This is a genomic window from Bradyrhizobium sp. LMG 9283 (assembly GCF_045571415.1).
Taxonomy (GTDB): domain Bacteria; phylum Pseudomonadota; class Alphaproteobacteria; order Rhizobiales; family Xanthobacteraceae; genus Bradyrhizobium.
This window is the reverse complement of record NZ_CP120691.1, coordinates 4,254,202-4,278,197: the sequence shown is the minus strand read 5'-3', so window position 1 is coordinate 4,278,197 and position 23,996 is coordinate 4,254,202. Positions and strand designations below refer to the sequence as shown.

The 23,996-nt window shown below is 63.9% G+C and carries 15 protein-coding genes and 2 pseudogenes; 6 read left to right on the top strand and 11 right to left on the bottom strand.

What is annotated here, in order from left to right; translation table 11 throughout:
• Positions 1 to 17: 17 nt before the first annotated feature.
• The 5 genes and pseudogenes from P6U29_RS20190 to P6U29_RS20170 form a co-directional block, all read right to left on the bottom strand.
• Positions 18 to 2,626, bottom strand: a pseudogene (locus P6U29_RS20190) (caspase family protein).
• A 216-nt stretch (positions 2,627 to 2,842) separates the two neighbouring features.
• On the bottom strand, positions 2,843 to 3,241 hold the full coding sequence (locus P6U29_RS20185) for a hypothetical protein (RefSeq protein ID WP_407119141.1): 399 nt from the start codon (positions 3,239 to 3,241) through the stop codon (positions 2,843 to 2,845).
• 210 nt (positions 3,242 to 3,451) lie between these two features.
• Positions 3,452 to 6,955, bottom strand: a complete 3,504-nt coding sequence (dnaE, locus tag P6U29_RS20180) for a DNA polymerase III subunit alpha (protein ID WP_407119140.1) — start codon at positions 6,953 to 6,955, stop codon at positions 3,452 to 3,454.
• Positions 6,956 to 7,423: 468 nt separating this feature from the next.
• Positions 7,424 to 8,800, bottom strand: coding sequence for a group II intron reverse transcriptase/maturase (gene ltrA, locus P6U29_RS20175; protein ID WP_407115831.1), 1,377 nt, complete (start codon positions 8,798 to 8,800; stop codon positions 7,424 to 7,426).
• 480 nt (positions 8,801 to 9,280) lie between these two features.
• Positions 9,281 to 10,003 carry an outer membrane protein gene (locus P6U29_RS20170; RefSeq protein WP_407119139.1) on the bottom strand — a complete coding sequence of 241 codons (723 nt, stop codon included), beginning with the start codon at positions 10,001 to 10,003 and terminating at the stop codon, positions 9,281 to 9,283.
• A 254-nt stretch (positions 10,004 to 10,257) separates the two neighbouring features.
• Between P6U29_RS20170 and P6U29_RS20165 the strand changes: the two genes are divergently transcribed.
• Positions 10,258 to 10,566 (top strand): DUF3551 domain-containing protein, encoded by a 309-nt coding sequence (locus P6U29_RS20165; protein ID WP_407119371.1) that lies wholly within the window; start codon positions 10,258 to 10,260, stop codon positions 10,564 to 10,566.
• Between the two features lies 1 nt (position 10,567).
• On the top strand, positions 10,568 to 10,873 hold the full coding sequence (locus P6U29_RS20160) for a DUF3551 domain-containing protein (RefSeq protein WP_407119370.1): 306 nt from the start codon (positions 10,568 to 10,570) through the stop codon (positions 10,871 to 10,873).
• Positions 10,874 to 10,886: 13 nt separating this feature from the next.
• Here P6U29_RS20160 and P6U29_RS20155 read toward each other — a convergent pair whose 3' ends face one another.
• Positions 10,887 to 11,525 carry an HD domain-containing protein gene (locus P6U29_RS20155; protein ID WP_407119138.1) on the bottom strand — a complete coding sequence of 213 codons (639 nt, stop codon included), beginning with the start codon at positions 11,523 to 11,525 and terminating at the stop codon, positions 10,887 to 10,889.
• 42 nt (positions 11,526 to 11,567) lie between these two features.
• Positions 11,568 to 12,029: a carboxymuconolactone decarboxylase family protein gene (locus P6U29_RS20150; protein WP_407119137.1), complete on the bottom strand. Its 462-nt coding sequence runs from the start codon at positions 12,027 to 12,029 to the stop codon at positions 11,568 to 11,570.
• A 115-nt stretch (positions 12,030 to 12,144) separates the two neighbouring features.
• Here P6U29_RS20150 and P6U29_RS20145 point away from each other — a divergent pair, with 115 nt between their 5' ends.
• Positions 12,145 to 13,551: a PLP-dependent aminotransferase family protein gene (locus P6U29_RS20145; RefSeq protein ID WP_407119136.1), complete on the top strand. Its 1,407-nt coding sequence runs from the start codon at positions 12,145 to 12,147 to the stop codon at positions 13,549 to 13,551.
• A gap of 23 nt (positions 13,552 to 13,574) precedes the next feature.
• Here P6U29_RS20145 and P6U29_RS20140 read toward each other — a convergent pair whose 3' ends face one another.
• On the bottom strand, positions 13,575 to 14,951 hold the full coding sequence (locus P6U29_RS20140; RefSeq protein ID WP_407119135.1) for an FAD-binding oxidoreductase: 1,377 nt from the start codon (positions 14,949 to 14,951) through the stop codon (positions 13,575 to 13,577).
• Positions 14,952 to 15,058: 107 nt separating this feature from the next.
• Between P6U29_RS20140 and P6U29_RS20135 the strand changes: the two genes are divergently transcribed.
• A complete protein-coding gene (locus tag P6U29_RS20135; protein WP_407119134.1) occupies positions 15,059 to 15,967 on the top strand; it encodes a LysR substrate-binding domain-containing protein in 909 nt (302 codons plus the stop codon).
• Positions 15,968 to 16,411: 444 nt separating this feature from the next.
• Positions 16,412 to 17,149, top strand: a complete 738-nt coding sequence (locus P6U29_RS20130; protein ID WP_407119133.1) for a Crp/Fnr family transcriptional regulator — start codon at positions 16,412 to 16,414, stop codon at positions 17,147 to 17,149.
• A 158-nt stretch (positions 17,150 to 17,307) separates the two neighbouring features.
• Here P6U29_RS20130 and P6U29_RS20125 read toward each other — a convergent pair.
• A pseudogene (locus P6U29_RS20125) lies at positions 17,308 to 17,500 on the bottom strand (IS5/IS1182 family transposase); the annotation flags it as partial.
• A complete protein-coding gene (locus tag P6U29_RS20120) occupies positions 17,458 to 18,945 on the bottom strand; it encodes a flavin-containing monooxygenase (RefSeq protein ID WP_407119132.1) in 1,488 nt (495 codons plus the stop codon). The gene P6U29_RS20120 and the pseudogene P6U29_RS20125, both read right to left, overlap by 43 nt.
• 112 nt (positions 18,946 to 19,057) lie before the next feature.
• Here P6U29_RS20120 and P6U29_RS20115 point away from each other — a divergent pair, with 112 nt between their 5' ends.
• On the top strand, positions 19,058 to 20,617 hold the full coding sequence (locus P6U29_RS20115; protein WP_407119131.1) for a winged helix-turn-helix domain-containing tetratricopeptide repeat protein: 1,560 nt from the start codon (positions 19,058 to 19,060) through the stop codon (positions 20,615 to 20,617).
• Between the two features lie 355 nt (positions 20,618 to 20,972).
• Here P6U29_RS20115 and P6U29_RS20110 read toward each other — a convergent pair whose 3' ends face one another.
• A complete protein-coding gene (locus P6U29_RS20110) occupies positions 20,973 to 23,993 on the bottom strand; it encodes an AfsR/SARP family transcriptional regulator (RefSeq protein ID WP_407119130.1) in 3,021 nt (1,006 codons plus the stop codon).
• Positions 23,994 to 23,996: the final 3 nt, after the last annotated feature.

Here is a 23,996-nt window from a genome sequence, read left to right as displayed (position 1 = left end):
CCCGCCCCATGAGCCTCCTAGCACTTCGGCTGGCCCGGCGGGCAGCTCTTTGGTGGCGGGCCGTGCGGCCGCGGAGGCGCATGCGGTGCCGCATGCGGCGCGGCGGCCATCGGCGGCGGCGCCGGCCGCGCAACCGGCGGCGGCGGCGCTGGCCGTGCGACCGGAGGCGGCGGTGGTGTCGGCCGCGCCATCGCAGTGGAGGCGGCGCCGGCCGGGCAACGGGCGGCGGTGGCGTCGGCCGCGCCACGGCCACGGGCGGAGGAGCCGCCCGCGGTGGCGGAGGTGGCGCTGCTCGCGGCGGCGGAGGCGGCGCCGGCCTCGCTAAGGCCTGAGGATGCGGCGGCGGCGCGACCGGCTTGGCGGCGGCTGGCGGAACAGGCCGATGATCCTGAACTCTCGGCGGCTCCCGCGCTGCGACTGGCGGCGGAGGCGCCACCGGCCTGCCAGCGGCTGCGCCTGGCGCGGGCAGAACCGTCGGTTGACCGGCCGGCCGGCCGCGTGCGTCCATGCCAGACGGCGTCGATGTCCCCGCCCTGGGCACCCCCGCGGACGGAGCCGTTGAACTTCCGGAAGCCGGCGGCTGATTAGGCGCCCTAGCGGTTGCCGCGTTCGGCCGCACCGGCGGGGTGCTGCCGGTGGGCGCCGGAGTTGCAGCGGGCCTGCCATGAGGCGGGGCAGCACTCGGCGCGGCCCCTGCCCCGGCCCGCGGCGGTCCGCCGGGAGTTCCGGGCACCGGCAGCGTATTGGCCTGCGGCAGCTTACTTGGCGCCGGCGATTGTGGCGTGGCAGCAGGAGCGTTGCCTGCGGGAGCCGTCGGGGTCGGACTGGGCGCGCCGCTCGGCGTGACAGCGCCGGGCGCCACTGCCGGGCGGGCCGGCGGGCCGCCAGGGATCCCCGGTGCCGGCGCGGTATTGGCCTGCGGCAGCTTGGCCGCATCGGGCGGCTGCGCTGTCGTGCCAGGAGCGACATTGGCAGGAGCCGGAGCCGCGATCCCCGGCCTCGCCGTCGGCTGGATCGTCGCACTCGGCGGCATCGGCGCCTTGCCCTGCTGGATCAGAGCGGCGCGCTGGACGACCGCCTGCGGCACGGCCGGACCTGCCGGCGTGGCGCGGCCGGCAACGGCCGGCGCCAGATTGCCCGGTCCGGGCGCCGGTCCCGCGGCCGGCGGCGGCGCCGGCGGCTGGTTGATCACGGTGTTGATGACCGTAGTGTTGTGGATGTTCTGGTAGATGATGTTGTTCGGCGGCGGCGCGACATAGACCGGCGGACTGTAGAATGCCGGGATCGGCACGAACACCGGCTGCGGCAGCACGAATAGGCCGACCACCGGCAGCGGCGGCGGCAGCACGACGAAATCCGGCGGCGGCGGCGGCAGATAGTAGACCGGCGGCGGCGGCGGCGGCGCGAAGCCGAAATCGGGATCGCTGAAATACAGCACCGGGCGATCGACATAGACCACCTCCTCCGGCGGCGGTGGCGGCACGTCGTAATCGATCATCGCGAAGGTCGGCGGCGGCTCGGCCGGCGCGGTGAGGATCGCCAGACGTCGGCGCGCGTCCGCCGCATGCGGGCCGCGCGGATAGCGGCGCAGATACGACCAATAGGCCTCCGGTGTGTCGGTCCGGTAGGTCCGTCGCCAGGTGATGGCTTCGCGGCGTGCGGCGACGATCGCCATCACGCGCTTGGCGAGCGGATCGCCGGGATAGGCGGCGAGAAACTCCTCATAGGCCGGCAGCGTGTCACGCTCGAGCGCGGCGGCGTAGGCGTCCTGCACGCCGAGATCGCGGATCTGCTTGTTGCGGATCGCAGCGACCTGGTCGGGCGCGGCTTGCGGCGGCGGCGCGTCGGGCGCGCGCTCGAAGAAAACGAATTGCGCCGAGATCTTCTGTTCGTTCCAGGGCACCTGCGCGCCCTTGGAGGCCTCATTGACGCGCAGGCGAACACGGTCGAACACCTCAGGCAGCGGCAGGCCGCCGGTGCGGATCATCTCGGCGAGCGACTGTGCATAGATTCCGTACGGCCCCGGCTCCTCCGGCGCCACCGTGCCGGGCGCGGCGTTGAAGGCGATCAGCATGTTCGCCTCGGGCTCGACCAGCGCCAGACCGCTCGCGATCGGCTGGCCGCCTTCGATGAAGGGCTGCGCGCGGGCCGCGTCGAGCACTACGATGCTGGCCTTGAGCGGAATGGACGCGAGCTGGCGCGCATAGTCACCGATGCGCAGGGCCTCGGTCGGTATGTCGGTGTCGCGGGTGATGTTGGAATCGACCGGGATGAAATAATTCTCGCCGGCCAGCTGCACGCCGTAGCCGGCAAGATAGATCATCGCGACGGTGCCCGGTCCCGAAGCCTGGACCTTCTGAATGAAATCGCGCAGGCTCTTGCGCAGCGTGTCGCCGTCGAGATCGCGCGCGCCGACCACATCGAAGCCGGCCGCCTGGAGCGTCTGCGCGATCAGGCCGGCATCATTGGCCGTCGTCGCCAGCGGCGACTTGGCATAGGCGCCGTTGCCGACCACGAGTGCAATGCGCTTTTCCTGCTGCTGGGCACGCGCCTGATGCGGCGCGCCCGCGGCAAGGACCACGATCGGCAGGAGAAGGCAGATGAAGACTCTGAACGTCCCACGCATGGCTTGCTTGCCCGCTATTGGTGTTGAGGTGCCACCGCACATCAGACGCGCGGCCTGCTGAATGACACTTGAACGAGATGCCCGGATTGAGGCGGCGACATGGCCGCGCCGCTGCCGGCGTAAGGCCAGCATAAGATGCACGACGAGGCGGTCTTCCCGCCTAGCCCCAGTTCACGCGTGCCGCGAGGCCGAAGCCAAGAGACGCCTCACGCTCGCCTATTCGGCCAGTCGAAGCTCTGCAACCGTCGTCCGCGCAGCCTGTTCGTCCAGCGGTAGGAAATCCAGGGGTCCCTGATTCTTGTAACCAGAGGTGATCGCGAGCGTGAGGCCCCAGCCGAGCAATCCCGTACTCGAATTTGCGATCATCGCGTTTTTTCGCTCGCTGTAGCGCGCAACGAAGAACAAGGTCTGGCCCGATCGAGCGGTGAAGTCCACGCGCGTGACACCGAGCGCTGCCTCTTCCGCCACGAATTGATGTTGGCCTGCGGGCCGGTCGACATAGACGTATGTCCCGGTCTTCAGACCTTTGATCGGTGTTCCATCGATGCTGAATGCCCAGTCGGGATCGCCAATCGCCAAGCCCGCCGAAGCCCTTTTCGCGAAGGACGACCACACGTGCCTGCCCTGCTTTCGGTGGACCGATCTTTCACTCCGTTGCCGAATAGTCGAGCCCGCTCCTAGTGGTTTCACAGCCGCACAGCAACACGGCGGCCACGAATAGTACCAGCCCACGCAGCAACATCACGCCCCCAGAGATTCCCCGGAAGCATCCTAGTGGAAAACACCGCCTGGTTGCAACAGCATGACCACGACCACCGAGCCAGACTAAAGCTGCTGCACGTCGACCACGCCCGCGACCGCCTTGATCGCGCCGGCGATCTGCGGCGAGACCTTGAAGCGGCCGGGCAGCTTCATCTCCACTTCGGTCTCGAGGTCGAGCATCATCACCAGCGATACTTCGCCGTCGCCATTCGAGCGCGGTGCGATGCCGGGACTGCCGACCTTCGGCGCGCCGCCGTTGGAGGCGGCCATGTCGGGCCCGGCGAGACGCTTGGCGATCGAGTCCAGCGGCTTGGTGTCGCGCAGGAAGATGCGCAGGCCCTTCTGCGTCTTGGCTGCGGCGTCGTCGAGCGGCTCGGCATGCAGCACGCGGGCGCGGACGTCCTCGCCCTGAAGCTCAGCGCCGAGCTGCAGCAGCACGGCCGCGCCTGGCTCCAGCACGTCGCGATATTGCGCGAGCCCTTCCGAGAACAGCACGGCCTCGAAATGGCCGGTCGGATCGGACAAGCCCATGATGCCCATCTTGTTGCCCGTCTTGGTGCGCCGCTCCATGCGCGAGACCACAGTGGCGGCGACCTTGCCGGCGGTGGCGCCCGTCTTCACCGCACGCGAGAACTCGGCCCAGCTCTGCACCCGCAGCCGCTTCAGCACGGTGGCGTAATCGTCAAGCGGGTGTCCCGACAGGAAGAAGCCAACGGCGTCGTATTCGCGGCGGAGTTTTTCGGCCGGCAGCCACGGCTCGACCTGCGGCAGCATGATGGTCGGCGCATCCGCCGACATGCCGAACATGTCGTTCTGGCCGATGGTCGCAGCTTCATGTGCCCGCTGGCACGCGGCAAGGATCGCATCCGCGCCGGCGAAGACGCGTGCCCGGTTCGGCTCCAGCGTGTCGAAGGCACCGGCGGCGGCGAGACTTTCGATGATGCGCTTGTTGATCGCGCGCGGCGAAACCCGCGCCGCGAAATCGGCGAGCGAGGTGAACAGGCCGCCTCTAGTGCGCTCCGCGATGATCTGATCGATCGCCTGAATGCCGACGCCCTTGAGCGCAGCGAGCGCGTAGTAGATCGTGTTATCGCCGACCTCGAACGTCGCGCCCGAGCGGTTGATGTTCGGCGGCTCGACCTTGATGCCGAGGCGCTGCGCCTCGGAGCGGAATTCGGAGAGCTTGTCGGTGTTGTTGAGATCGAGCGTCATGGACGCTGCGATGAACTCCACCGGATAATGCGCCTTCATGTAGGCGGTGTGGTAAGATACCAGCGCATAAGCCGCCGCGTGGCTTTTGTTGAAGCCGTAGTCGGCGAATTTTGCGAGCAACTCGAAGATCGTCTCGGCCTGCCCTTTCGGCACGCCGTTCTTCACCGCGCCGGCGACGAAGATGTCGCGCTGCTTGTCCATCTCGGCGCGGATCTTCTTGCCCATCGCGCGGCGCAAGAGGTCGGCGTCGCCCAGTGAATAGCCCGACATCACCTGCGCGATCTGCATCACCTGTTCCTGGTAGATGATGACACCGAAGGTCTCTTTGAGGATCGGCTCCAGGACGGGGTGGAGATATTCCGGCTCCTCGTCGCCGTGCTTGCGCGCGCAATAGGTCGGGATGTTCGCCATCGGGCCCGGGCGATACAGCGCGACCAGCGCGATGATGTCCTCAAAACGGTCCGGCCGCATGTCGATCAGCGCCCGCCGCATGCCCTGACTTTCAACCTGGAACACGCCGACCACGTCGCCGCGTGCGAGCATCTGGTAGCTCTCGGCATCGTCGATCGGCAGCGTGGCGAGATCGACGTGGATGTCGCGCGGCTTGAGCAGCTTGCAGGCAACGTCGAGCACGGTCAGCGTCTTCAGGCCGAGGAAGTCGAACTTCACGAGGCCGGCGGGCTCGACCCATTTCATGTTGAACTGGGTCACCGGCATGTCGGACTTGGGATCGCGATAGAGCGGCACGAGTTCGCTCAAGGGGCGGTCGCCGATCACGATGCCGGCCGCATGCGTCGAGGCGTGACGCGTCAGGCCTTCCAAGCGCTGGGCAATGTCGAAGGCGCGCGCCACCACCGGGTCCTCGTCGCGGAACGCCTGGAGCTTCGGCTCGCTCTCGATCGCGGCGGCCAGCGTCACCGGTGCCGCCGGATTCTGCGGCACCAGTTTTGTCAGCTTGTCGACCTGGCCATAGGGCATCTGCAGCACGCGGCCGACGTCGCGCAGCACGCCGCGCGCCTGCAGCGTACCGAAGGTGATGATCTGCGCGACCTGATCGCGACCGTAGCGCTGCTGAACATATTGGATCACCTCGCCGCGGCGGTCCTGGCAGAAGTCGATGTCGAAGTCGGGCATCGAGACGCGTTCGGGATTGAGGAAGCGCTCGAACAGCAGGCCGAACTTGATCGGATCGAGATCGGTGATGGTCAGCGCCCACGCGACCAGCGAGCCGGCGCCGGAGCCGCGGCCTGGCCCGACCGGAATACCTTGCGACTTCGCCCATTTGATGAAGTCGGACACGATCAGGAAGTAGCCCGCGTATTTCATGCGGGTGATGACGTCGAGCTCGAAGGCGAGCCGTTTGGCGTAGGTCTCTTCCGTCGTGCCCTGCGAAAGGCCGTGGACATGGAGGCGCTTGGCGAGCCCCTCCTCCGCCTGGCGTTTCAATTCGGCGGCCTCCACCGCGGCCGCATCCGAGCTCGATGCGGCCCCGACCGTGAAGAACGGCAGGATCGGCTTGCGCGTCATCGGCCGGAACGAGCAGCGCTCGGCGATCTCCAGTGTCGAGCTAAGTGCCTCCGGAATGTCGGCGAACAGCACCGCCATCTCCGCGCGCGTCTTGAAGCGGTGATCCGGCGTGAGCTGCTCGCGCTCGGTCTCGGCGATCAGCCGCCCGCCTGCGATGCAGAGCAGCGCGTCATGCGCTTCGTAATCCTCGGTCGCGGCGAAGTACGGCTCGTTGGTCGCAACCAGCGGTAGTCCCTTGGCATAGGCGATGTCGATCAAGCCGCCTTCGACGCGCCGCTCCTTTTCGGTGTTGTGGCGCTGCAACTCGATATAGAGGCGGTCGCCGAACAGGCCGGCCAGACGCTCGCAGCGCGCGGCGGCGAGCTCGCTAAGACCACCGGCGAGCGCCAGCGAGATCGGCCCGTCCGGTCCGCCCGTCAGCGCGATCAGCCCCTCGGTCTCACCCTCGAGCCAGTCGAGCTTGATGAATGGAGCATGGCTGTCCGGCGATTCCAGGAACGCGCGCGAGTTCAGCCGCATCAGGCTGCGATAGCCGCGCTCCTGCGCGGCCAGCAACACCACGCGCGACGGCCCCATCGCGTTGCGTGCATTGGGATCCTGATCTCCGAATTCGATCGCCAGCTCGCAGCCGACGATCGGCTGGATGCCGGAGCCCGCCATCTTGTCGGAGAACTCCAGCGCACCGAAGAGATTGTCGGTGTCGGTCAGCGCCAGCGCGGGCTGGTGGTCTTTCTTCGCAAGCTCGGCAAGCTTGGCGATCTTGATCGAGCCCTTGAGCAGCGAATAGGCCGAGTGAACGTGAAGGTGGACAAATCCGGCGCTCGGCATGGTCGCGTGACGGCCTCTTGCAGATGGGATGAAGCGGTCGCCGGCTCCTCAAGGCATCCTGCACCTGTCCGGCCGACTCGCCTCACAATGGTGGGGTGCCGCGCCGCGAGAGTCCACGCCGGAGCGACCGCTTCGCCCCGTCATCCGGCTTTTCCCCAACATGCCAGACGCTCAGGGATCAGAGCTGCGGGATCACCTGCGCCCAGATCGCAATCATCCCGACGAACAGCGTGATGGACGCCAGCGCCGCGGCTTCTTCCACGAAAACCCTGAACATGGCCTGCTCCCTTGTTGGAACGTATGAAGAACATTGTTCTCAGTTTGTTCTACGGAGTCAAGCGGTCCGGGACGTCTCGAAACGAGATGGTTAACTCGCTGAATGCAAACAATCGGGATAGGGGGAAGCCTCGCGGCTTCTCCCCTCCCACACCACCGGACATACGGGTCCGTATCCGGCGGTTCGGTAGATTATGCTGGTTGCTGTGCCGCGACGGAAGCCAAGCCGAGTGCCCTGAAGAACGCGATTGGCATGGCGATGGTGAGCGCGGGGCTGTTCGCGAGCCGCCAGGGGCCATGTGGGTTGCCGACGGTTTGTGCCGCCAGATTCCGGCCGACGCCGCGACGTCGCAACTCGGCGAAGCGGGTGCTCCCACGCTTCCATTGCTTCCAGGCGATGGCGCGCAACCGCCGCCTAGTCCACTCATCAAGTGCCTGCAACACCGACGGCGTTTGGCAGAAGCCAAAGTAGCCGCGCCATCCCTTGAGATAGACCGACAGCTCTTTGACGATCTGCGCGAGGCTTCGGCCGCACGTGCGCCGCGTCAGCTCCCGGACTTTCGCTTTGAAGCGGGTGAGTGCCTGGGGCGCGATGCGCCGCCGCGGCTCTGTCCCGCCGGTGAAGCTGAAGCCAAGGAACTTGCGAACGCTCGGTTTGGCAACCGCGCTCTTAGCCTTGTTGATCTTGAGCTTGAGGCGCTTTTCCAGGAACTTCTCGATGCCCGCCAACACCCGCTCGCCCGCCTTCTGACTGCGCACATAGATGTTGCAGTCGTCGGCGTAGCGTCCGAAGCGATGGCCGCGCTTCTCCAGTTCCTTGTCCAGTACATCCAGCATCAGATTCGACAATAGCGGCGAGAGCGGGCCGCCCTGCGGCGTGCCCTCGTCCGTCGAACTGACCAGCCCTCCTTCCATCACACCCGCATTCAGGAACGCGCGGATGAGCTTCAGGAGGCGCTTGTCAGTGACCCGCTTCGCGACCAGCCCCATCAGGATGTCGTGGTTGACCCGGTCGAAGAACTTCTCCAGATCGATGTCCACGACAACGGCGTGCCCGGACGCGATATACGCCTGCGCCCGTTCCACCGCCTGATGTGCCGAGCGGCTCGGCCGGAAGCCGAAGCTCGCCTCGGAGAACGTCCCGTCCCAATCCGCCTGCAGCACCTGCAGCACCGCTTGCTGGATGAAGCGGTCGAGCACCGTCGGGATGCCGAGCGGCCGCAGGCCACCCGACGCCTTCGGTATCTCCACCCGCCGCACCGGTTGTGGCTTGTAGGTCCCGTCAAGCAACTGGGCGCGGATCGCGAGCCAGTGCTCCTTCAGGTGGGCCGGCAACTCGCCGACAGTCATCCCGTCGACGCCCGCCGTCCCCTTGTTGCGCGTCACTTGCGCCAACGCATTCTTCAGATTCTCACGCTCGACCACTGCTTCCATCGTCGGCCCTGCGACCGCCGGGCGTTCAAGACTGGTCTTCGCCGCGCTTGCTTCGATCTCTCGGGCGGCGGCGCTTTGGGCTTCACCCTCCGCGCCGGTGCCCGAGTTCAGTTCGACCTGACTTTTCTGTCGCATGGCTCGCGCGAGATGGACTGCTCTACTAACCACTTCCACCGTTCGGGCCTTCGGCGGCGCGCCGCCGCCTACTATGCCCTCGGCTGACTTCTGCGCTGCGGTCAGGCCGCCTTACGGCCGCCTCAGTCCCGTTACCGGGACACAGCGCAGACCTCCCGAGGTAAGACCGACCGCCTTCACCGCACGCCCGCCGGATTTACCACCCCGACCTTTGATGACCATGGACTTCGCAATCATGTGCTTGCTCGTCCGGCCGGGTAGGCCTCATTATCCGGTTCTTGTCCATCGGGTCGCGGCTTTGCCCCGCGCTGTCTTCAGACCCCATCTCGCGATGACGCCCTTGCGCTTCGCTAATCCTTCGCCGTCATCAGGCTGGATAGAGGACTTCCACCTCCAAGCTGTCGTTCATACTCGGCACACACAAAAAAGCCCCGGCCGAGGCCGGGGCTTTCGTCAGCCGCTCGCGTGGAGCGATCTGTCTTAGTAGCGCGCCACCATCGGGCCGCCGAACTTGTAGTTCAGGCGGACGAGGCCCATGTCGACGTCCTGACGGATGCGCTCCGTGCCAGCGAAACCGGCAAAGGTCACGTCCTTGTCCGACAGGAAGATGTGGTTGTACTCGACGCCGACCGACCAGTTCGGAGCGAAGCCGAACTCCAGGCCGGCACCGACCGTACCACCCCAGCGGGTTTCGCTGGTCGAAGCGAGCAACGGGCCGGCCACGTCGTAGATCTCGTACTTGTTGCCGACCACAGCCGCACCGCCCTTGACGTAGAGCAGCACGTTGTTCCAGGCGTAACCAACCTGGCCGGTGATCAGGCCGAACGAATCGATCTTGGTGCGGTTGCGGGTGGCAAACAGTGCGCTGAGATTGTCGCCAGTGAAGTCGGCCCAGTTGCCCTGGCCTTCGACGCCGAACACGAACTGCCCGGACTGCCAGCGATAGCCAATCTGGCCACCGACCGTGCCGCCCGTTGCGTCGTGCGAACCCTCGCGACCGACGCCAACGAAATCCCAGGTCGCGTGCGACGAACCGCCGCCGCCGTTGATGCCGATGTAGAAGCCGCTCCAATCGTAAACGGCGGCGATCGCCGCCGGCGGAGCCTTGGTGTAGGGCCGCGCCGCGAGGTCAGCAGCCAGCGCCGGCGCAGCCGCGCTGAGCGCGACGAGGCTGACAGCGGCAAGCAACAAATTCTTCTTCATTTGATTCCCGTTCCAGTTTCTTCAGAGGCCCCCGGGCCGTGACTTGGTCATAACAGCGATCGACGGAATTGCTGTAACCACGACGCAACAGTCCGGTCGAAAGGGACCCTGCTCATTAACAAATGTTTAGCGGCATGTGCGCGAAAACCCTTTGAAACAAGTGGTTTTCATGAGTTCCAATGTCGACTACACGACATAGACTGCGCGCGTGCGTGACGTCGTCGCGCGCACATTCGCGTGATTGGAGAATTGAAATGCGCGGTCGAGTTCCTCATCCCATTGTCGCCACATTTTCGCTCGCATTCATCACATTTGCACTCGCATCAATTGCAAGCACGCCCGCGCGCGCATTCGGCAAGAACCATCCGTTCTGCCTCACTGGTGATGAATGGCCGGGACTGAGCAATTGCAGGTTCGACAGCTACGCGCAGTGTCAGGCGAACGCGTCCGGTCGCGCGCTGACCTGCATCGCCAATCCGTATTTCGTCGGACAAAGCGACGATCCCTATGCGTATCAAAATCGTCCGCGCGCGCAGACGCCGGGCTATTTCCTGCCGCGCTGAGATGCGCCGCGCCGTACTGATGCTCGCCCTCACCGGCATGCTCCCGGCAAGCGGGTCTGCGCATGCGCAGACCTATGATCCGAGCTATCCGGTCTGCATGCAGATCTACGGCCCCGTGGGCTATTTCGACTGCCGCTACGGCTCACTTGCGCAGTGCCGATATCTCACCGTCGGGCGCTCCGCGAGTTGCGTCGTGAACCCGTATTTCTCAAAGAAAAAACCAACGCCCTCTCGCCGCTCGAGCGCACAGCTGTTGGCACCGGATGATCAAAACAGTTCGGCTGCAGCCAGGCATCCTGTGGCGTAGCGGCTGCGTCTCCTCAGCTTTGCCAGGGCGTGTTGCGGATGCGCGTGCACGCATTTGGCTTGCGGAAGCTCGGATCGTGATCTTCGATGTAGTCGAAGTTGACTGTTCCGAACGTCGTCTGCGGCTTCTTCAGCGCTGAGCAGGTCTGCACCTTCAAGAACTCGTTCTTGAAGTCGCCGCGCGGAAACGCGGATATCACCTGGTCGCGCTGCTCCGGCGTGTACTCGTCAAATCCAACGCCCACGACATCCACCAGGACGCCTGCGTTGGTGAGCGCGATCTCCGGTTTCATATATTGCGGAATGCCGGGCGTGGTGTGCAGCGCGATTGCTTCCCACACCAGGTCGGCCTTCGGCTCGGCAATGCCGCGCGCCCGCAGAAAGTCGCGCGCGGCGTCGGCGCCGTCGACCTCAAACCGCTTGGTCTCGGTGTGGTAGTGATCGACGAGGCCGAGATCGTGAAACAGCGCCGCGACATAGAGCAGCTCGGACTCGAACTTCAGCTTCTGACGCAGCCCCTTGATCGCGCCGAACACGTAGACCCGAACCGAATGGTTGAACAACATCTCGTCTTCGTAACTGCGCACCAGCTCGGTGGCTTCGCGCGCCAATTGGCTGTCGGGAATCTTGACGCCGGAAATCACGCTCGTCATTTTCAGGCTCCTCGCTTCTGTTTCGGATGATGTCCTTCGCGGTCAGGCTGCATGCTCGAGCGCAGCTTGTGGCGTCTTCCGGAAGCCGATCGACATGCGATTGTATGCATTCATCAGGCTGATCGCGATCGTGAGATCGACCAGCTCGCGCTCGCCGAAGATCTTGCGGGCGGCTTGATAGGCTTCATCCGGAACGTTGGTCTCGGCGACGCGGGTGACAGTCTCGGCCCAGGCAAGGGCGGCGCGCTCGCGTTCGTCGAAGAGATTGCCGGCCTCGGCCCACGCCTGGACGAGCGCGAGCTTTTCAACCGTCACGCCGCTCTTCAGCAAATCGCGCGTGTGCATGTCGAGACAATAGGCGCAGTTGTTGATCTGCGACACGCGGAGATAGATCAGGGTGACCAGCGTCGCGGGAAGGCCGCTCTGCATGACGTAGCCGTAGACGCCGCCCAGTGCCTTCGTGCCGGCCGGTGCGATGTGGTTGTAGTTGAGACGTTCACTCATCTGCCTGCTCCTTGATGCCCGGAGGGGATGAACCCTCCCCGTTGCCCTTTACGTGCCCCTGCCCTGGTCCATAGAAAAGCACCAAGAACGCACAAAAATCGTGTACCATGCAGGCATGACCAAGCCGCTGCATCTGAAGCTCGATCGATCTGCGAAGAAGCCGCTGGCCGAGCAGATCCACAGGGGGATCAGGACCGCCATTGAGAGCGGCGTGCTCGCCCCGGGCGCGCGCCTGCCCTCCTGGCAGGATCTGGCGGCCCAGCTCGGCGTCGCGCGCGGCACCGTGCGCGTCGCGTACGAAAAGCTCTCATCCGCCCAACTGATCGTCGCGGCGCGCGCGACTGGAACACATGTCGCGGACCGGCCGCCCTTGCCGGCGCGGCGGGACAAGGCCCCTGCCCCCGCCTCGTTCATGGAGATGTACCAGGAGCTGACGGCCGGGCCGGCGATCTTCCAAATGGGCGTCCCTGCGCAGGAGATACTTCCTGCGACGCTGTTGGCGCGGATGCGCGCTCAGGCGGTTCGGATGGAGGTGAGCGCGCCGGCGATCTACCCTGATCCGCGCGGCGAACTGGCGTTGCGGCGCGAGATCGCGGCCTATCTTGCGCTGGCGCGCGGGATCGAATGCGCGCCCTCCCAGATCATCATCACCGGCGGGTTCAGCGGCGGCCTCGGCCTGGCGCTCCGTGTCCTCGGCCTCGAGCAGAAGAAGGCCTGGTTGGAGGAGCCGGGCTTTCCCTTCACCCGGCATGGTCTCGGGCTCGCGCGATTATCGATCGCGCCGATCCCGGTTGACGCCGACGGTATCGACGTCGATTACGGCCTGAAGCATGCTCCTGATGCGGCACTGGTCGTCGTGACACCGGGGCAGCAGGCGCCATTCGGATCGACATTGTCGCTTGTGCGGCGCTCCCGCCTGCTCGACTGGGCTGCGCAAAGCAAGACGTGGGTGATCGAGGACGACTATCTGAGCGAGCTTCAGCTCAAGGGCCGGGCGACGCCGGCGCTGGCATCGCTTGACCGCGCCGGCCGCGTCATTCACATCGGCTCTTTCAGCAAGACCGTGACGCCAGCTCTCCGTCTGGGCTTTGTCGTTGCACCGGCCGCTCTGGCGTCGCGATTTGCCGAAGTTGCGGCGTGCCTCGCGCCGGCGCCTGGACCCGCGGTGCAGCTCGCGATGGCCGATTTCATCAGCGACGGCCATTATCTCCGACATCTTCGGCGCACCAAGCGGGTCTACGCAGCGCAAGGCGATGCATTGCTGAAATACCTCCGCCCGCGCACTGCAAACGTTGCGATTGCCGGATTGGCGGCGGTCCTGCGATTGCCGGAGGCAGCACCCGATCTGGCCATCGCCAGGAAAGCGGCACCGCTTGGACTGGCGCCTACCCCGCTATCGCTCTGGTATGCGTCGAAGGCTTCGGCGCGCCCAGGATTGTTGCTGGGCATCGCAACGTCTCCGCTCAAGAGGATCGAGGCGTCCTGCGACCGGCTCCTTCAGATCATCGATCGTCTTGCGTAACGAACGAAATCATCACCTGGAAATCACGCCAGCGGCCGAATGTTCTGGTTCATGCGGAAGAAGTTCGTCGGGTCGTGCTTGGCCTTGATCCGCTGCAGACGCCGGTAGTTCGGTCCATAGGCGGCAGCGACAGGATCGCCCGTCTCGTCGTCATCGAGATAATTGACGTAGCGGCCGGAGGCAAAGAAGGGCCGCATCCTTTCGTAGGTCTCGCGCGCCCAGGAGATGCAGAGGCTCGTATCGCTGGGCTGCATCCACTGCGTGAGGATCAGGAAATTGTAGCCCTCCTGGCGATGCGGAAATGCCGTATCCCCAGTATCGATGCGGGCCGCCGCGCCGTGGATGTGTTCGAGGAGGAACTGCCCCATGGGACTCGGGCAGTGTGCGAAACAATCGATCATGGTCGAAATTGCACCATCACTCAGCTCGGTGAGGAAGTTCGATTTCCAATAGTTGAAAGCGCCTTTCGGATAGTTGGCGTCGAGCATGCGGTTGAGCTCGCAATAGCGCATCGGCCCGACTGCATCCAGGATCGGTGCCCCGAACTGTTTCAGCGGGCGCATCGCTCCTTCGGCATCCGCCGCCGAGCCGCAGTGGCTGGTGACCAGGGCGGCGACCTCCGTGCCGGATCCGTCGGGCGCATGGGTTAGGGATGCGAACAGCATATGCTCATCCGTGAGCGAGCGCGTACTGGCCCGGAAGAATTCCAGCACGTCACGGGAGCGCTCGATGGGGTGGATGATCGGACCGCCCGTGATGATTGGCCCCACAACATGGAGATTATATTCGAGACTGGTGGCGATCCCGAAATTTCCGCCGCCGCCGCGGACGGCCCAGAACAGATCGGGCTCCTCTTGCTTGCTGGCCCGCACAACCTTGCCGTCGGCGGTGACGAGTTCGACGGCACGCAGATTATCCAATGCCAGCCCGTACTTGCCCATCAGCCAGCCCAGTCCTCCGCCGAGGGTCAGACCGGCAATCCCCGTAGTCGAGACCACGCCGCCGGTGACCGCAAGCCCGTGAAGTTGCGTTTCGCGATTGAGCTCGCCCCAGGTGACCCCGCCCTGCGCCCATACGGTCTTGCCGACAGGGTCGACCCGGACGCCCTTCATGGGTGAGAGGTCGATCATGATCCCGCCGTCGATGGTTGCACGCCCTGCCACATTATGGCCGCCGCCGCGAACAGCGACTTGAAGTCCAAGCTTGGTTGCAACCGCCACGGCATTCACGACATCGGCGACGCTGCGGCACCTGGCAATCAATGCCGGCCGCTTGTCTACCAGCCCGTTGTGGACCTTTCGCGCCTCCTCGTAGCCCTCGTCCGCCGGCTTGAGGAGTTGTCCTCCGAAGGAGGCGTTGAGATCGGCGGCAGCGCTGGCGACAGACGCGATGGGTGACATGACACGATCTCCTCAGCTTGACCGCTCGTATCCTCAATCGTGGGCTGTCTCGGCGCAAATCCGAAGAATTCAGGTGACGATGAATTGGTTTCACCTAGACTGGCGGCATGCACAAGCTGCCGCCGCTGATCGAGCTTCGCGCGTTTGAGGCCGCTGCCCGCCATCTCAGCTTCAAGAAAGCTGCGGCAGAACTCGGCGTGACACCGACGGCGATCAGCCACCAGATCGGGCTGCTCGAGCAGTATTGCGGTCGGACTCTGTTCCGGCGCAGACCACGGCCTCTTTCGTTGACCGATGCCGGAGCGCGGCTCTTCCCCGCCATTCGCGGCGGCCTCGAGGCGTTTGCCGCGGCCATTGCGGCCGTCAAGCAGGAGCGCGATCAACAGCCGCTCCGGGTGACGACGACCAACGCTTTCGCCAGCCGCTGGCTCGTGCCCCGCCTGCCGCTGTGGCGGAAGCTGCATCCCGACGTGCCGCTGGAAATCATCGGCACTGACTCAGTACTCGATCTGCAGGCTGGAGATGGAGATGTTGCCATTCGCTATGCGACGAGCCGAGTACGGCCGGCGGACGGAATCGTCGATGATCTCTTCAGCGATACGTTCTGGCCGGTTTGCAGTCCGCGTTTGCTTGCAACGGAGCGCCTGAAGCGACCACTTGATCTTGCTAACCACGTTCTGATCCACTCCTATTGGTCGCCCGCCGATCGTGAGCCGCCGACATGGCAGAGATGGCTCGCCGCGGCTCAGCGCAGGTGGCGCGAGGTGCCCCAATTCAAGGACATGCAGCATTTGAGCTTCCGAGAGGAACTGCACGCAATCGAGGCGGTGATCGCCGGACAGGGAGTCGGGATTTTCAGTGATGTGCTCGTGGCACACGACCTCGCAGCTGGTACGCTCGTGAAGGCGTTCAAGTTGAGCTTGCCTGGCTACGGCTTCCATGTGGTCAGTAAGCCAAGCCATCCGCGCGCACGGACCATCCGGGCTTTTTCGCAGTGGTTGCGGTCAAATCCTTGATCCGCTGCTCCGTGAGCAGATGCGCACCACACTGGTTCCGTTCACGCGTCTCCAGGGAACAGCCCGCGCAGGGTGCGCGCTAATCCGGCAGCCTTGTCCAGCTACGCAGGACGCATCATGCGTTCGATGCCCTGCGTGATGTCGTTTCCGGCATCGCCAGCCCCCTTTGCCACGCCGCGAAATTGGAACTCCCTTATGGTGTTACCAATACGCATTTTGCAATTGTCTCAGCATGGCACTGGATCTAATTCGTCAATCATCTTGCGATCCAAGGATATTCGCGTCCGGTCGCGCGGTTTGGAGCTTGTTTTTGCGATTGAGAGCTTTCGCAGCTGAATTGGACTTCGCGGCGCAAGGCGTAGGCGGATTCAAACAAAGTTTGAGGTTCTCTCCCTGTGCCGCTCGAAATGCGATGCGGCGGATGGTTTGCGGCGAGCTGCAGTGATGCTTCCCAGCGGAGTGGCTAACCGACTTCTGGCAGCACTGCCGGCTGCGGACCTCGATCTGCTGGCACCCGAGCTGGAGATGGTTACGCTCGATCGGGACGCGGTCGTCTCGCGGGCGGGTGACCATACCGAGTACGTCTTCTTCCCTCATAGTGGCGCCGTTACGGTCATGATGGACATGGCGAACGGGCAGACGGTCGCAAGCGCCGCAATAGGACGCGAGGGAGCAGTGGGCACGTTTTCCGTGCTGGGGCCGTCCCCTGCTGTCGTTACCGCCGTCGTTCGTGCCGCGGGGACCGCCTCGCGGATCCCCACAGCGCGATTCCATGCCGCTTTCAGCCGGAGTCCCGCGATCCGGCATGCGGTCCAGATGCACTTCAAGGCGATGCTGATACAGTTTCAAGTTGGCGGGGCTTGCAATGCGCTGCATCCGGTCCAGGCCCGCATGGCACGCTGGCTGCTCCATCTTCGCGACCGCATCGACCAAGATACCCTGCCGCTCACCCAGGAGGCGCTTTCGCAAATACTGGGCGTACGGCGAACCACGGTGACGCTTCTGATGCGCAATCTGCGCGCTTCCGGAGCGATCAGATCGGAGCGGCGAGGCGAAATCGAGGTCGACTCGTCGCGGCTCGCTGCGGCGGCGTGCGAATGCCGCGACACCATGCGTCTCGAAGTCGAGGAGATCTTCTCTGGGAATGCAGCGTCATCTCGCGTTTCGGCACTGCCGACGTAGTAAGTGAAACGGGCGCTGCTGGCCGTTTCGAAGCGGCCCGGTGAATCCGGCGAACACAGTGCTGAAATTGCAGCTTCGCGCATGCGGATTCTTCCGGCCGATCAGGCCGTGGCCCAAGGCTCTGATAAGATCGCCCATCTCACGTCGGTGGCGGGTCAACCATTACTATCGACCACCGCATGAATTTTGCTCGTCAGCGCCGCCGCGCGACCTTCCCATCGATTGGCGCTTGTTTCGAGTTATGCAGGCGCCATGCTCATGCACGCGGACAATAGAGGTGTCGATCATCTGGACAGCGGCATCGTGGGCTACCGCAAGTGCGTCGATGATGCGGCCCCAGACACCAGCCCGTGATGGATGCCCTGCCACGAGGGCACCCGGTAAGCCGCCTCTAAGACCAGCGAAGAAGCATCGATTAGCGAATCTCGACCGTCGAGGCGAAAGGATATCGGCGTTAGGGGGCCGTGGAGCAAAGCATCTCCAAGTTCGGGCCATAGCTCCAGATCAGGCACTACGCCCGCCGCGCGCGCGAACAGCATGGTGAGCGAGGGCATGTGATGCTTGTCGGCGACTTGACTGACGTTCTGAGACAATCCTGCTTGCATGATTTGCCTCGAAGGTAACGGCCGGGCTCCGCTCCAGGCATAAGCAATCCAGCGTGCTTGAAGCTCTATCGGCGGGAAATAGGGGCCTCCCACCTGAAAGAAGCCCGCAAAAGCGAGACCTGGAAAATCGGGATGGAAGGTGAAATCGTATAAGTCGAGACGCTGACCGCCGACATCGAGATGCTGACGCACTTCGTCGGCGAGGAATGGCAGATTGATTTCGAAGCCCGTACCGAAAATCAGCCCGTCGAAATCTTCCGAGGTGCCATCCGCGAATGTCACGGTCTGGCCGGTCACGGCGGTGATCCAGGGTCTTGCGCAAATCCGACCCTCCGAGACCAGCGGCAGATAGTACTGGCACTGCGTTACACCGGCCCTTATGAGGTCATCACTGGGTTTGAGTGCGCCGAACATTTCTGGACTGCCGCTCGTTTTCACGATGAAGTTCTTCAAGTCTACCGCGGCAGTTTTCGCCGACGTTTGCTGGGCGGTGGCCGCATGGCGCGTCTGAACAAAATACTCGACCGGGACCCCGGAAACGATCTTTTGCATGATGTAGCGCTGCCGGCGGGACGCCGTAACTACGCGAGCGGCCCCCGACATCGCACAGTCACATGCGATCTCCAGTGCGCTTACTGCGCATCCGGCAATGAGAACGCGGCGGTCGCGATAGGACTCCGGATTCTTGTATTGGAACGTATGGGCGACGCCGCATGGGCCGCTGAACGTATAAAGTCCGGGAACATCGGGAAACTTGGGCTGGTTGAATCGGCCACTGGCAACGACGACGTATGGATATGTCTCCGCAATCTCGGTGCCGTCGAGGCTCGCACTGCTTACTGTCCAGCCGTCGCCGGAGTGCTGCGCAAGCCGGGTAACTCGGGTGCGCAACCTGATCCGCGAAGGCAGATCGAACCGCTCCGCGTAGTTCGTCAGGTAATTCAACATAGTGTTGTGGGCGGGATAGAGCGGCGTTCCCGCCTCGTGGCGAAGATCACTGAACTGGGTCATCTCACGGCAGGTGTTCGTGTGCATAGTTGGCCATATCCCGCTGTAGCGGGGGTCCGCTGACCACTGCCCGCCGAGGGTATTGCCTTGCTCGTAGAGAACTGGCTCGAAACCCTCGCGCTTGAGCCACCGCGCAGTCGCAAGGCCCGCCGGACCGGCACCGATGATCGCGACTTTGGTCATGACGTCCTCCAATCCCGCTTTTCTCTCTGGACGGTATGAGAGCGTCTCTCTAAAGTCCTTGGGGCTGGCCTTAATTGTTCTGAAGCCGATCTGAAACTGGGCTGTGAACGCTATGAGCGAGGCGAGGTTCGGCCCCTTCCGGCTTGACTTGGCGCGGCGAGAGCTGAAGCGCGACGGAGAGTTCGTGTTGATCGGCGGCCGTGCGCTCGAAATTCTGTGCGTGCTCGTCACAGCAGGCGGCGATGTGGTCTCCAAAGACGATTTGATGACCCAGGTTTGGCCCGGCCTTGTCGTCGAGGAGAACAATATCCAGGTGCATATTTCGACTCTTCGCAAAGCACTTGGCGAAGGTAAGGGAGGGGGTAGTTACGTCGTTACCGTGCCAGGGCGCGGTTATCGTTTTGTCGGAATCGAGCCGGCGTGCGATGGACCGGCATCAATCTCCCCGTCAGGTCTCGAATACCCGGCTCTTCCGGACAAACCTTCGATCGCTGTGTTGCCGTTTGCGAACCTGAGCGGTGATACCGAGCAGGCGTATTTTGCGGACGGAATAGCGGAAGATATCATTACGGCTCTCACCCGCTTTCGCTGGTTCTTCGTCATCGCGCGCAGCTCCAGTTTTACCTACCGGGGCGGGACGGTCGACGTTAAGCAGATTGCGCGCGAACTCGGCGTTCGCTACGTCCTGGAAGGCAGCGTGCGACGCTCGGCAAATCGCGTGAGAATCAGCGCGCAGCTCGTCGATGCCACCACTGGAGCGCACATCTGGGCCGAGCGGTACGATCGCGATCTCGCCGAGATCTTCGTCGTCCAGGACGAAATCACGGAACGAGTTGCGGGGGCAATCGAGCCGGAACTGCTCAAGGCCGAAGGTCGGCCAATGGGCGCGCGCCTCGCGGGTAAGCTGACTGCCTGGGATCTTATCAGGCAGGGCATGTGGAACTTCCACCAACTCACTGAACCCACGCATCGACGTTCACTCGAGTTGTTCAGGGAAGCCGCGCGGGTCGCGCCGGAACTGGCCGAGGCCCAAATGTGGGTCTCGCGCGCAGCAACGGGTCTCGTGGCCTACGGCTGGTGCAGTGATCCGGATGCCTTGCTGCGCGATTCCCTTCAGGCAGCACTGCTGGCGGTGCGTCTAGATGAAAAGGACGCATACTCGCATTTTGCATTGTCGATGACCTATGTATTCTCGGGAGAGCTTGAGCAGGCGGTTCGCGCTGCGGAGAAATCTGCAGAACTCAGCCCAAGCTTCGCGCTTGCCCATGTCGGCCTTGGCATGACGCTACTCTATTCAGGCAGGGCGCAGGATGCGATCGATCCCCTCCAACGCGGGCTTCGCCTAAATCCGTTCGATCCGCAGAATACCCACTGGTTCCGGCTTTTGGCGCTGGCCCTGTATTTCTCAGGCAAGCACCCAGAAGCCTTGGCTGCGGCCCATCGCGCGGTCAAAGCTCGGCCGGGCTGGCCGCTTACTCTCGAAACCGCAGCCATCTGCCATGTGGCGCTGGGCCAGATAGTCGAAGGCCGAGCTTGCCTTGAACAGATGCACAAATTGGCTGGTCCTAACGGAGACCCGACGAGGATGATGAAGCTGCGCAATCCCAAATGGGCAGATGAGATAACTGCACAGCTGCGTAAAGCGGCTGCGCGACCCCAATCCCCGCGCTAACGAGGCAATATTAGCTGCGCAGGAGTTGGAGCAACCGAAGGCGCGGCATTGGTCTGCCCTTGGCCCATCGCGACATTTGCCGCGGTTGCGCAAAGGAGGTCGGTATCGGAGCGAAGCGGACTTCGCCGCCGGTCTATGAGTACACGGCCCAGCAGTGAGATACATACAGCTCCAAATCCGCGCGTGATGTTACTCCTACTGTAGATGCCTCTCCGGACGAGCTTGCCTCCATCCCCTGGTGAACCCCAGCACGCCGCAGCACTTGAGCCGGCAGCCGCGTTGTCCTCCATGGATGGGAAGTCTCACTTGATCTGACTCAAAGAATTTCCTCCGATGCGGCGCTTGGCAGCGCGGTCTAAGCACGAGCATTGGACGCGCCCATCGCGGCCAGCGCGTGCTGGACCTGAGTGGCCGCATAATCGACCACCTCGCGATGAGTCATCGCCGCACCTCGCCGCTTGGCTTCCGCGAAGGCGCCGTCGCCCAGCACATGGCGAACGCGGCCGAGGGTTTCAGGCAGCTCCTGGAAAAAGCTGGTGGACGGGATCATTTGAAAGAGTGCGCCGCTGAGCGTGGCCGCGACGGTCGGGTGGCCTAGGCGTTCAAACAGCAGGATCAGGGTGGCGGTCGTGAGAGTCGCAAGACCAATCTCCGTTGATTGGCCCCAGATTTCGAGCATGCGCGGCAGGGCTCGCAGCGTCTTGACCGGATCGCCGCTCCGCACCTGCAACTCCGCGACCGCGGGGATGATGACGATCTCCCAGTAACGGTTACCGGATGTCCTCGCATGAGCCAGCGCCTTCTCGAACGCATCCAGGGCAGATCGCGGATCGGCTTTGCTAAAGGCTCTTCCCTTGGAGAACAGCGCGGCGATGAGCGAACTTGGCGTTCGTGCGGCCGCAACCTTGTCCACGACGCCATCGGCGATCGCCATGGCCTCTTCATGCGCGCCGGCCATGGCCAGGTAGAAAGGAAGCGTGGCCAGGCATTGTCGCTCGCGCCGGTCAGCCGGGTGCTCGGCGCCAGCACGTGAGAATTTGGCGGCACTGTCGGCATTGCCTTGTCGGGACGCAATCATGGCCAGAACGGCGAATGCCCAGACTGGCGGATCAAAGTTGGTGTTGCCGATCAGCGCGATCGCCTCCTCGGCGTAGAGCGTCGCCTCATGAACACATCCCAGGTTCCATGCCCTGATCGCTGCATAGGTCAGCAGGGCGCCGAGCCGGCGATGGCCGGCGCGCCGTGCCGCATCGACGATCTCCGTCGGCCAATTCAGAGGTTCGCTGCGCACCCGGAGCACGGCCATGCCCGGAATCCTGGATGCGATCCGGGCCGCAACGTCGATATCATCCTGGCTGCTCGCCCAGCGAAACGCCGCGCGCAAATTGTCCATCTCTTGATCGAGCCAGGCATAGGCCATAAGTTGCTGCGGGCTTCGCCAGAGTCTGTGGTGCGTCTCCGCGTCCTCCGCGAAGAACTGCGCATGGCGACGCCGAACGAACTCGGTTTCGCCCAGCATCGCGAGCCGCTCCTCGGCGAACTGCCTGATCGTTTCGAGCTGGCTATAGCGAACCGCGTTCCCGGCCCGTTTGACGTTGAGCAGGGATTTTCGCACCAGCGAGTCCAGGAGATAGAGAACATCGGCTGCGGCGATGTCGCCGCCGCTACAGACGCGCTCGGCAGCCTCTAGCCCGAACCCTCCACAAAATACAGACGCGCGCGAAAGCACCGCCTGTTCGGATGGCGACAACAGGTCATACGACCATTCCACGGCGTGGCGCAGCGTCTGATGTCGTTTCAAGACACGTCGCGTCCCGCTGGTGAGCAGGCGGAAGCGTTCATGCAGGCGATCGCGGATCTGAGAGGGGCTCATTGACCGCGTTCGGGCAGCTGCAAGCTCGATGGCGAGGGGGATGCCATCGAGGCGGCGGCATATTTCACAGACCGTTTCAGCGTCACCATTGAGCTCGAAGCTTGGTTCGATGGATCGTGCGCGCTCCACGAACAGCTCCACCGCCGGCGCATCAATTCCGCCGCCGCACTCGAGTGGCGCTACCGGATAGGTTCGCTCGCCGTCGACCATCAGCGTCTCACGGCTGGTCGCAAGCAGGCTGACGTGTGGGCATGCCGATAGGATCTCCCGTGCAAGGCACGCTATCGCATCGATCAAGTGCTCGCAATTGTCGAGAATGAGCAGCAGACTTCGTCCGGCAAGCGAATGGGCGACGCTTTGCTCGATGGTCTTGCCCTCTTGTTGCGTGATGCCAAAGACGTCGGCGACCGCGTGACCGGTTGCTTGGGGATCGTTGAGAGCGGCAAGCTCCACCAGCCATGTGCCATCCGGATAATTGCCGCGCATCTTCGCTGCAAGCTGCAGTGCGAGCCGCGTCTTGCCGATCCCGCCTGGGCCGGTCAGCGTTACCAGCCGCGCGCTGGACAGTATCCCGCCGGCCCTGGCAAGATCTTTGTCGCGCCCCAGAAAGCTCGTTGCCTGGACAGGTAGATTGCCCGGTGCGGTCTTGGCGTGGATCGATGGCGGAATGCTCCTGTTCAAGCCGTCCGCGGCCGGCAATTCATCGCCGATCCCACTGGCGGGATTCTCCGGCACCGCACTCCGCACCATTGCGGCTGTGGGCTGCGTACGGTTCCACTCTCGCAGAAGATGGCGGTGCAATGTCTTGGTCTGCGCGTCGGGTTCAATTCCCAATTCCCGGGAGAGCAGTTCGGCGCAGGTGCGGTATTGGCGGAGCGCCGCGCCCTGTCTGCCCTGCCGGGCATACAGCTCCATCAGGGTGCGATGAACCCGTTCTTGCAGAGGATCTGCGGCGAGCAGGCGTGTTGCAATGTGAATGCCACGTTCGATCGCACCTGCGGACAGATGATGATCGAGTAGCTTTGCCATGCCTTCCAAGGCCAGTTCGCGGAACCGCTGGCGTTCCGCCGCTGCCCAGTTTTCGAACTCCGGTGCCGCGACGTGGAAGCCGTCGAGGAATTCGCCGCGATAAAGTCCGATCGCCCGCTCCAGGCTCTCCACTCCCGGTTTCCTGATGAGATCCTCGAACGCCCTTGCGTCGATCGAAAGAGCGTCCGGCGCCAGGCCGATCGTGTCCTCGTGAGCAATCCATGCGTCGGGACCGGCGTGGGACAATGCCTTCCGCAAAAGGCTCAGCGCCTGTCGCAGGCTGTCGCGGGCCTGCGCCTCGACGTGGTCTCCCCACAACAGCGCCGCAAGCTTTGGCCGCGCCTGCGCGTCGCCGGGATGCAGCGCCAGATAGGCCAGCAGGGCTGCCGTCTTTTTGGTGGCCAACGGGATCGGCTCTCCGGTGTCCATCTGAAGCCGGAATCCGCCGAGAAGTGCGAGGTTTGCCTTCGCCATGTC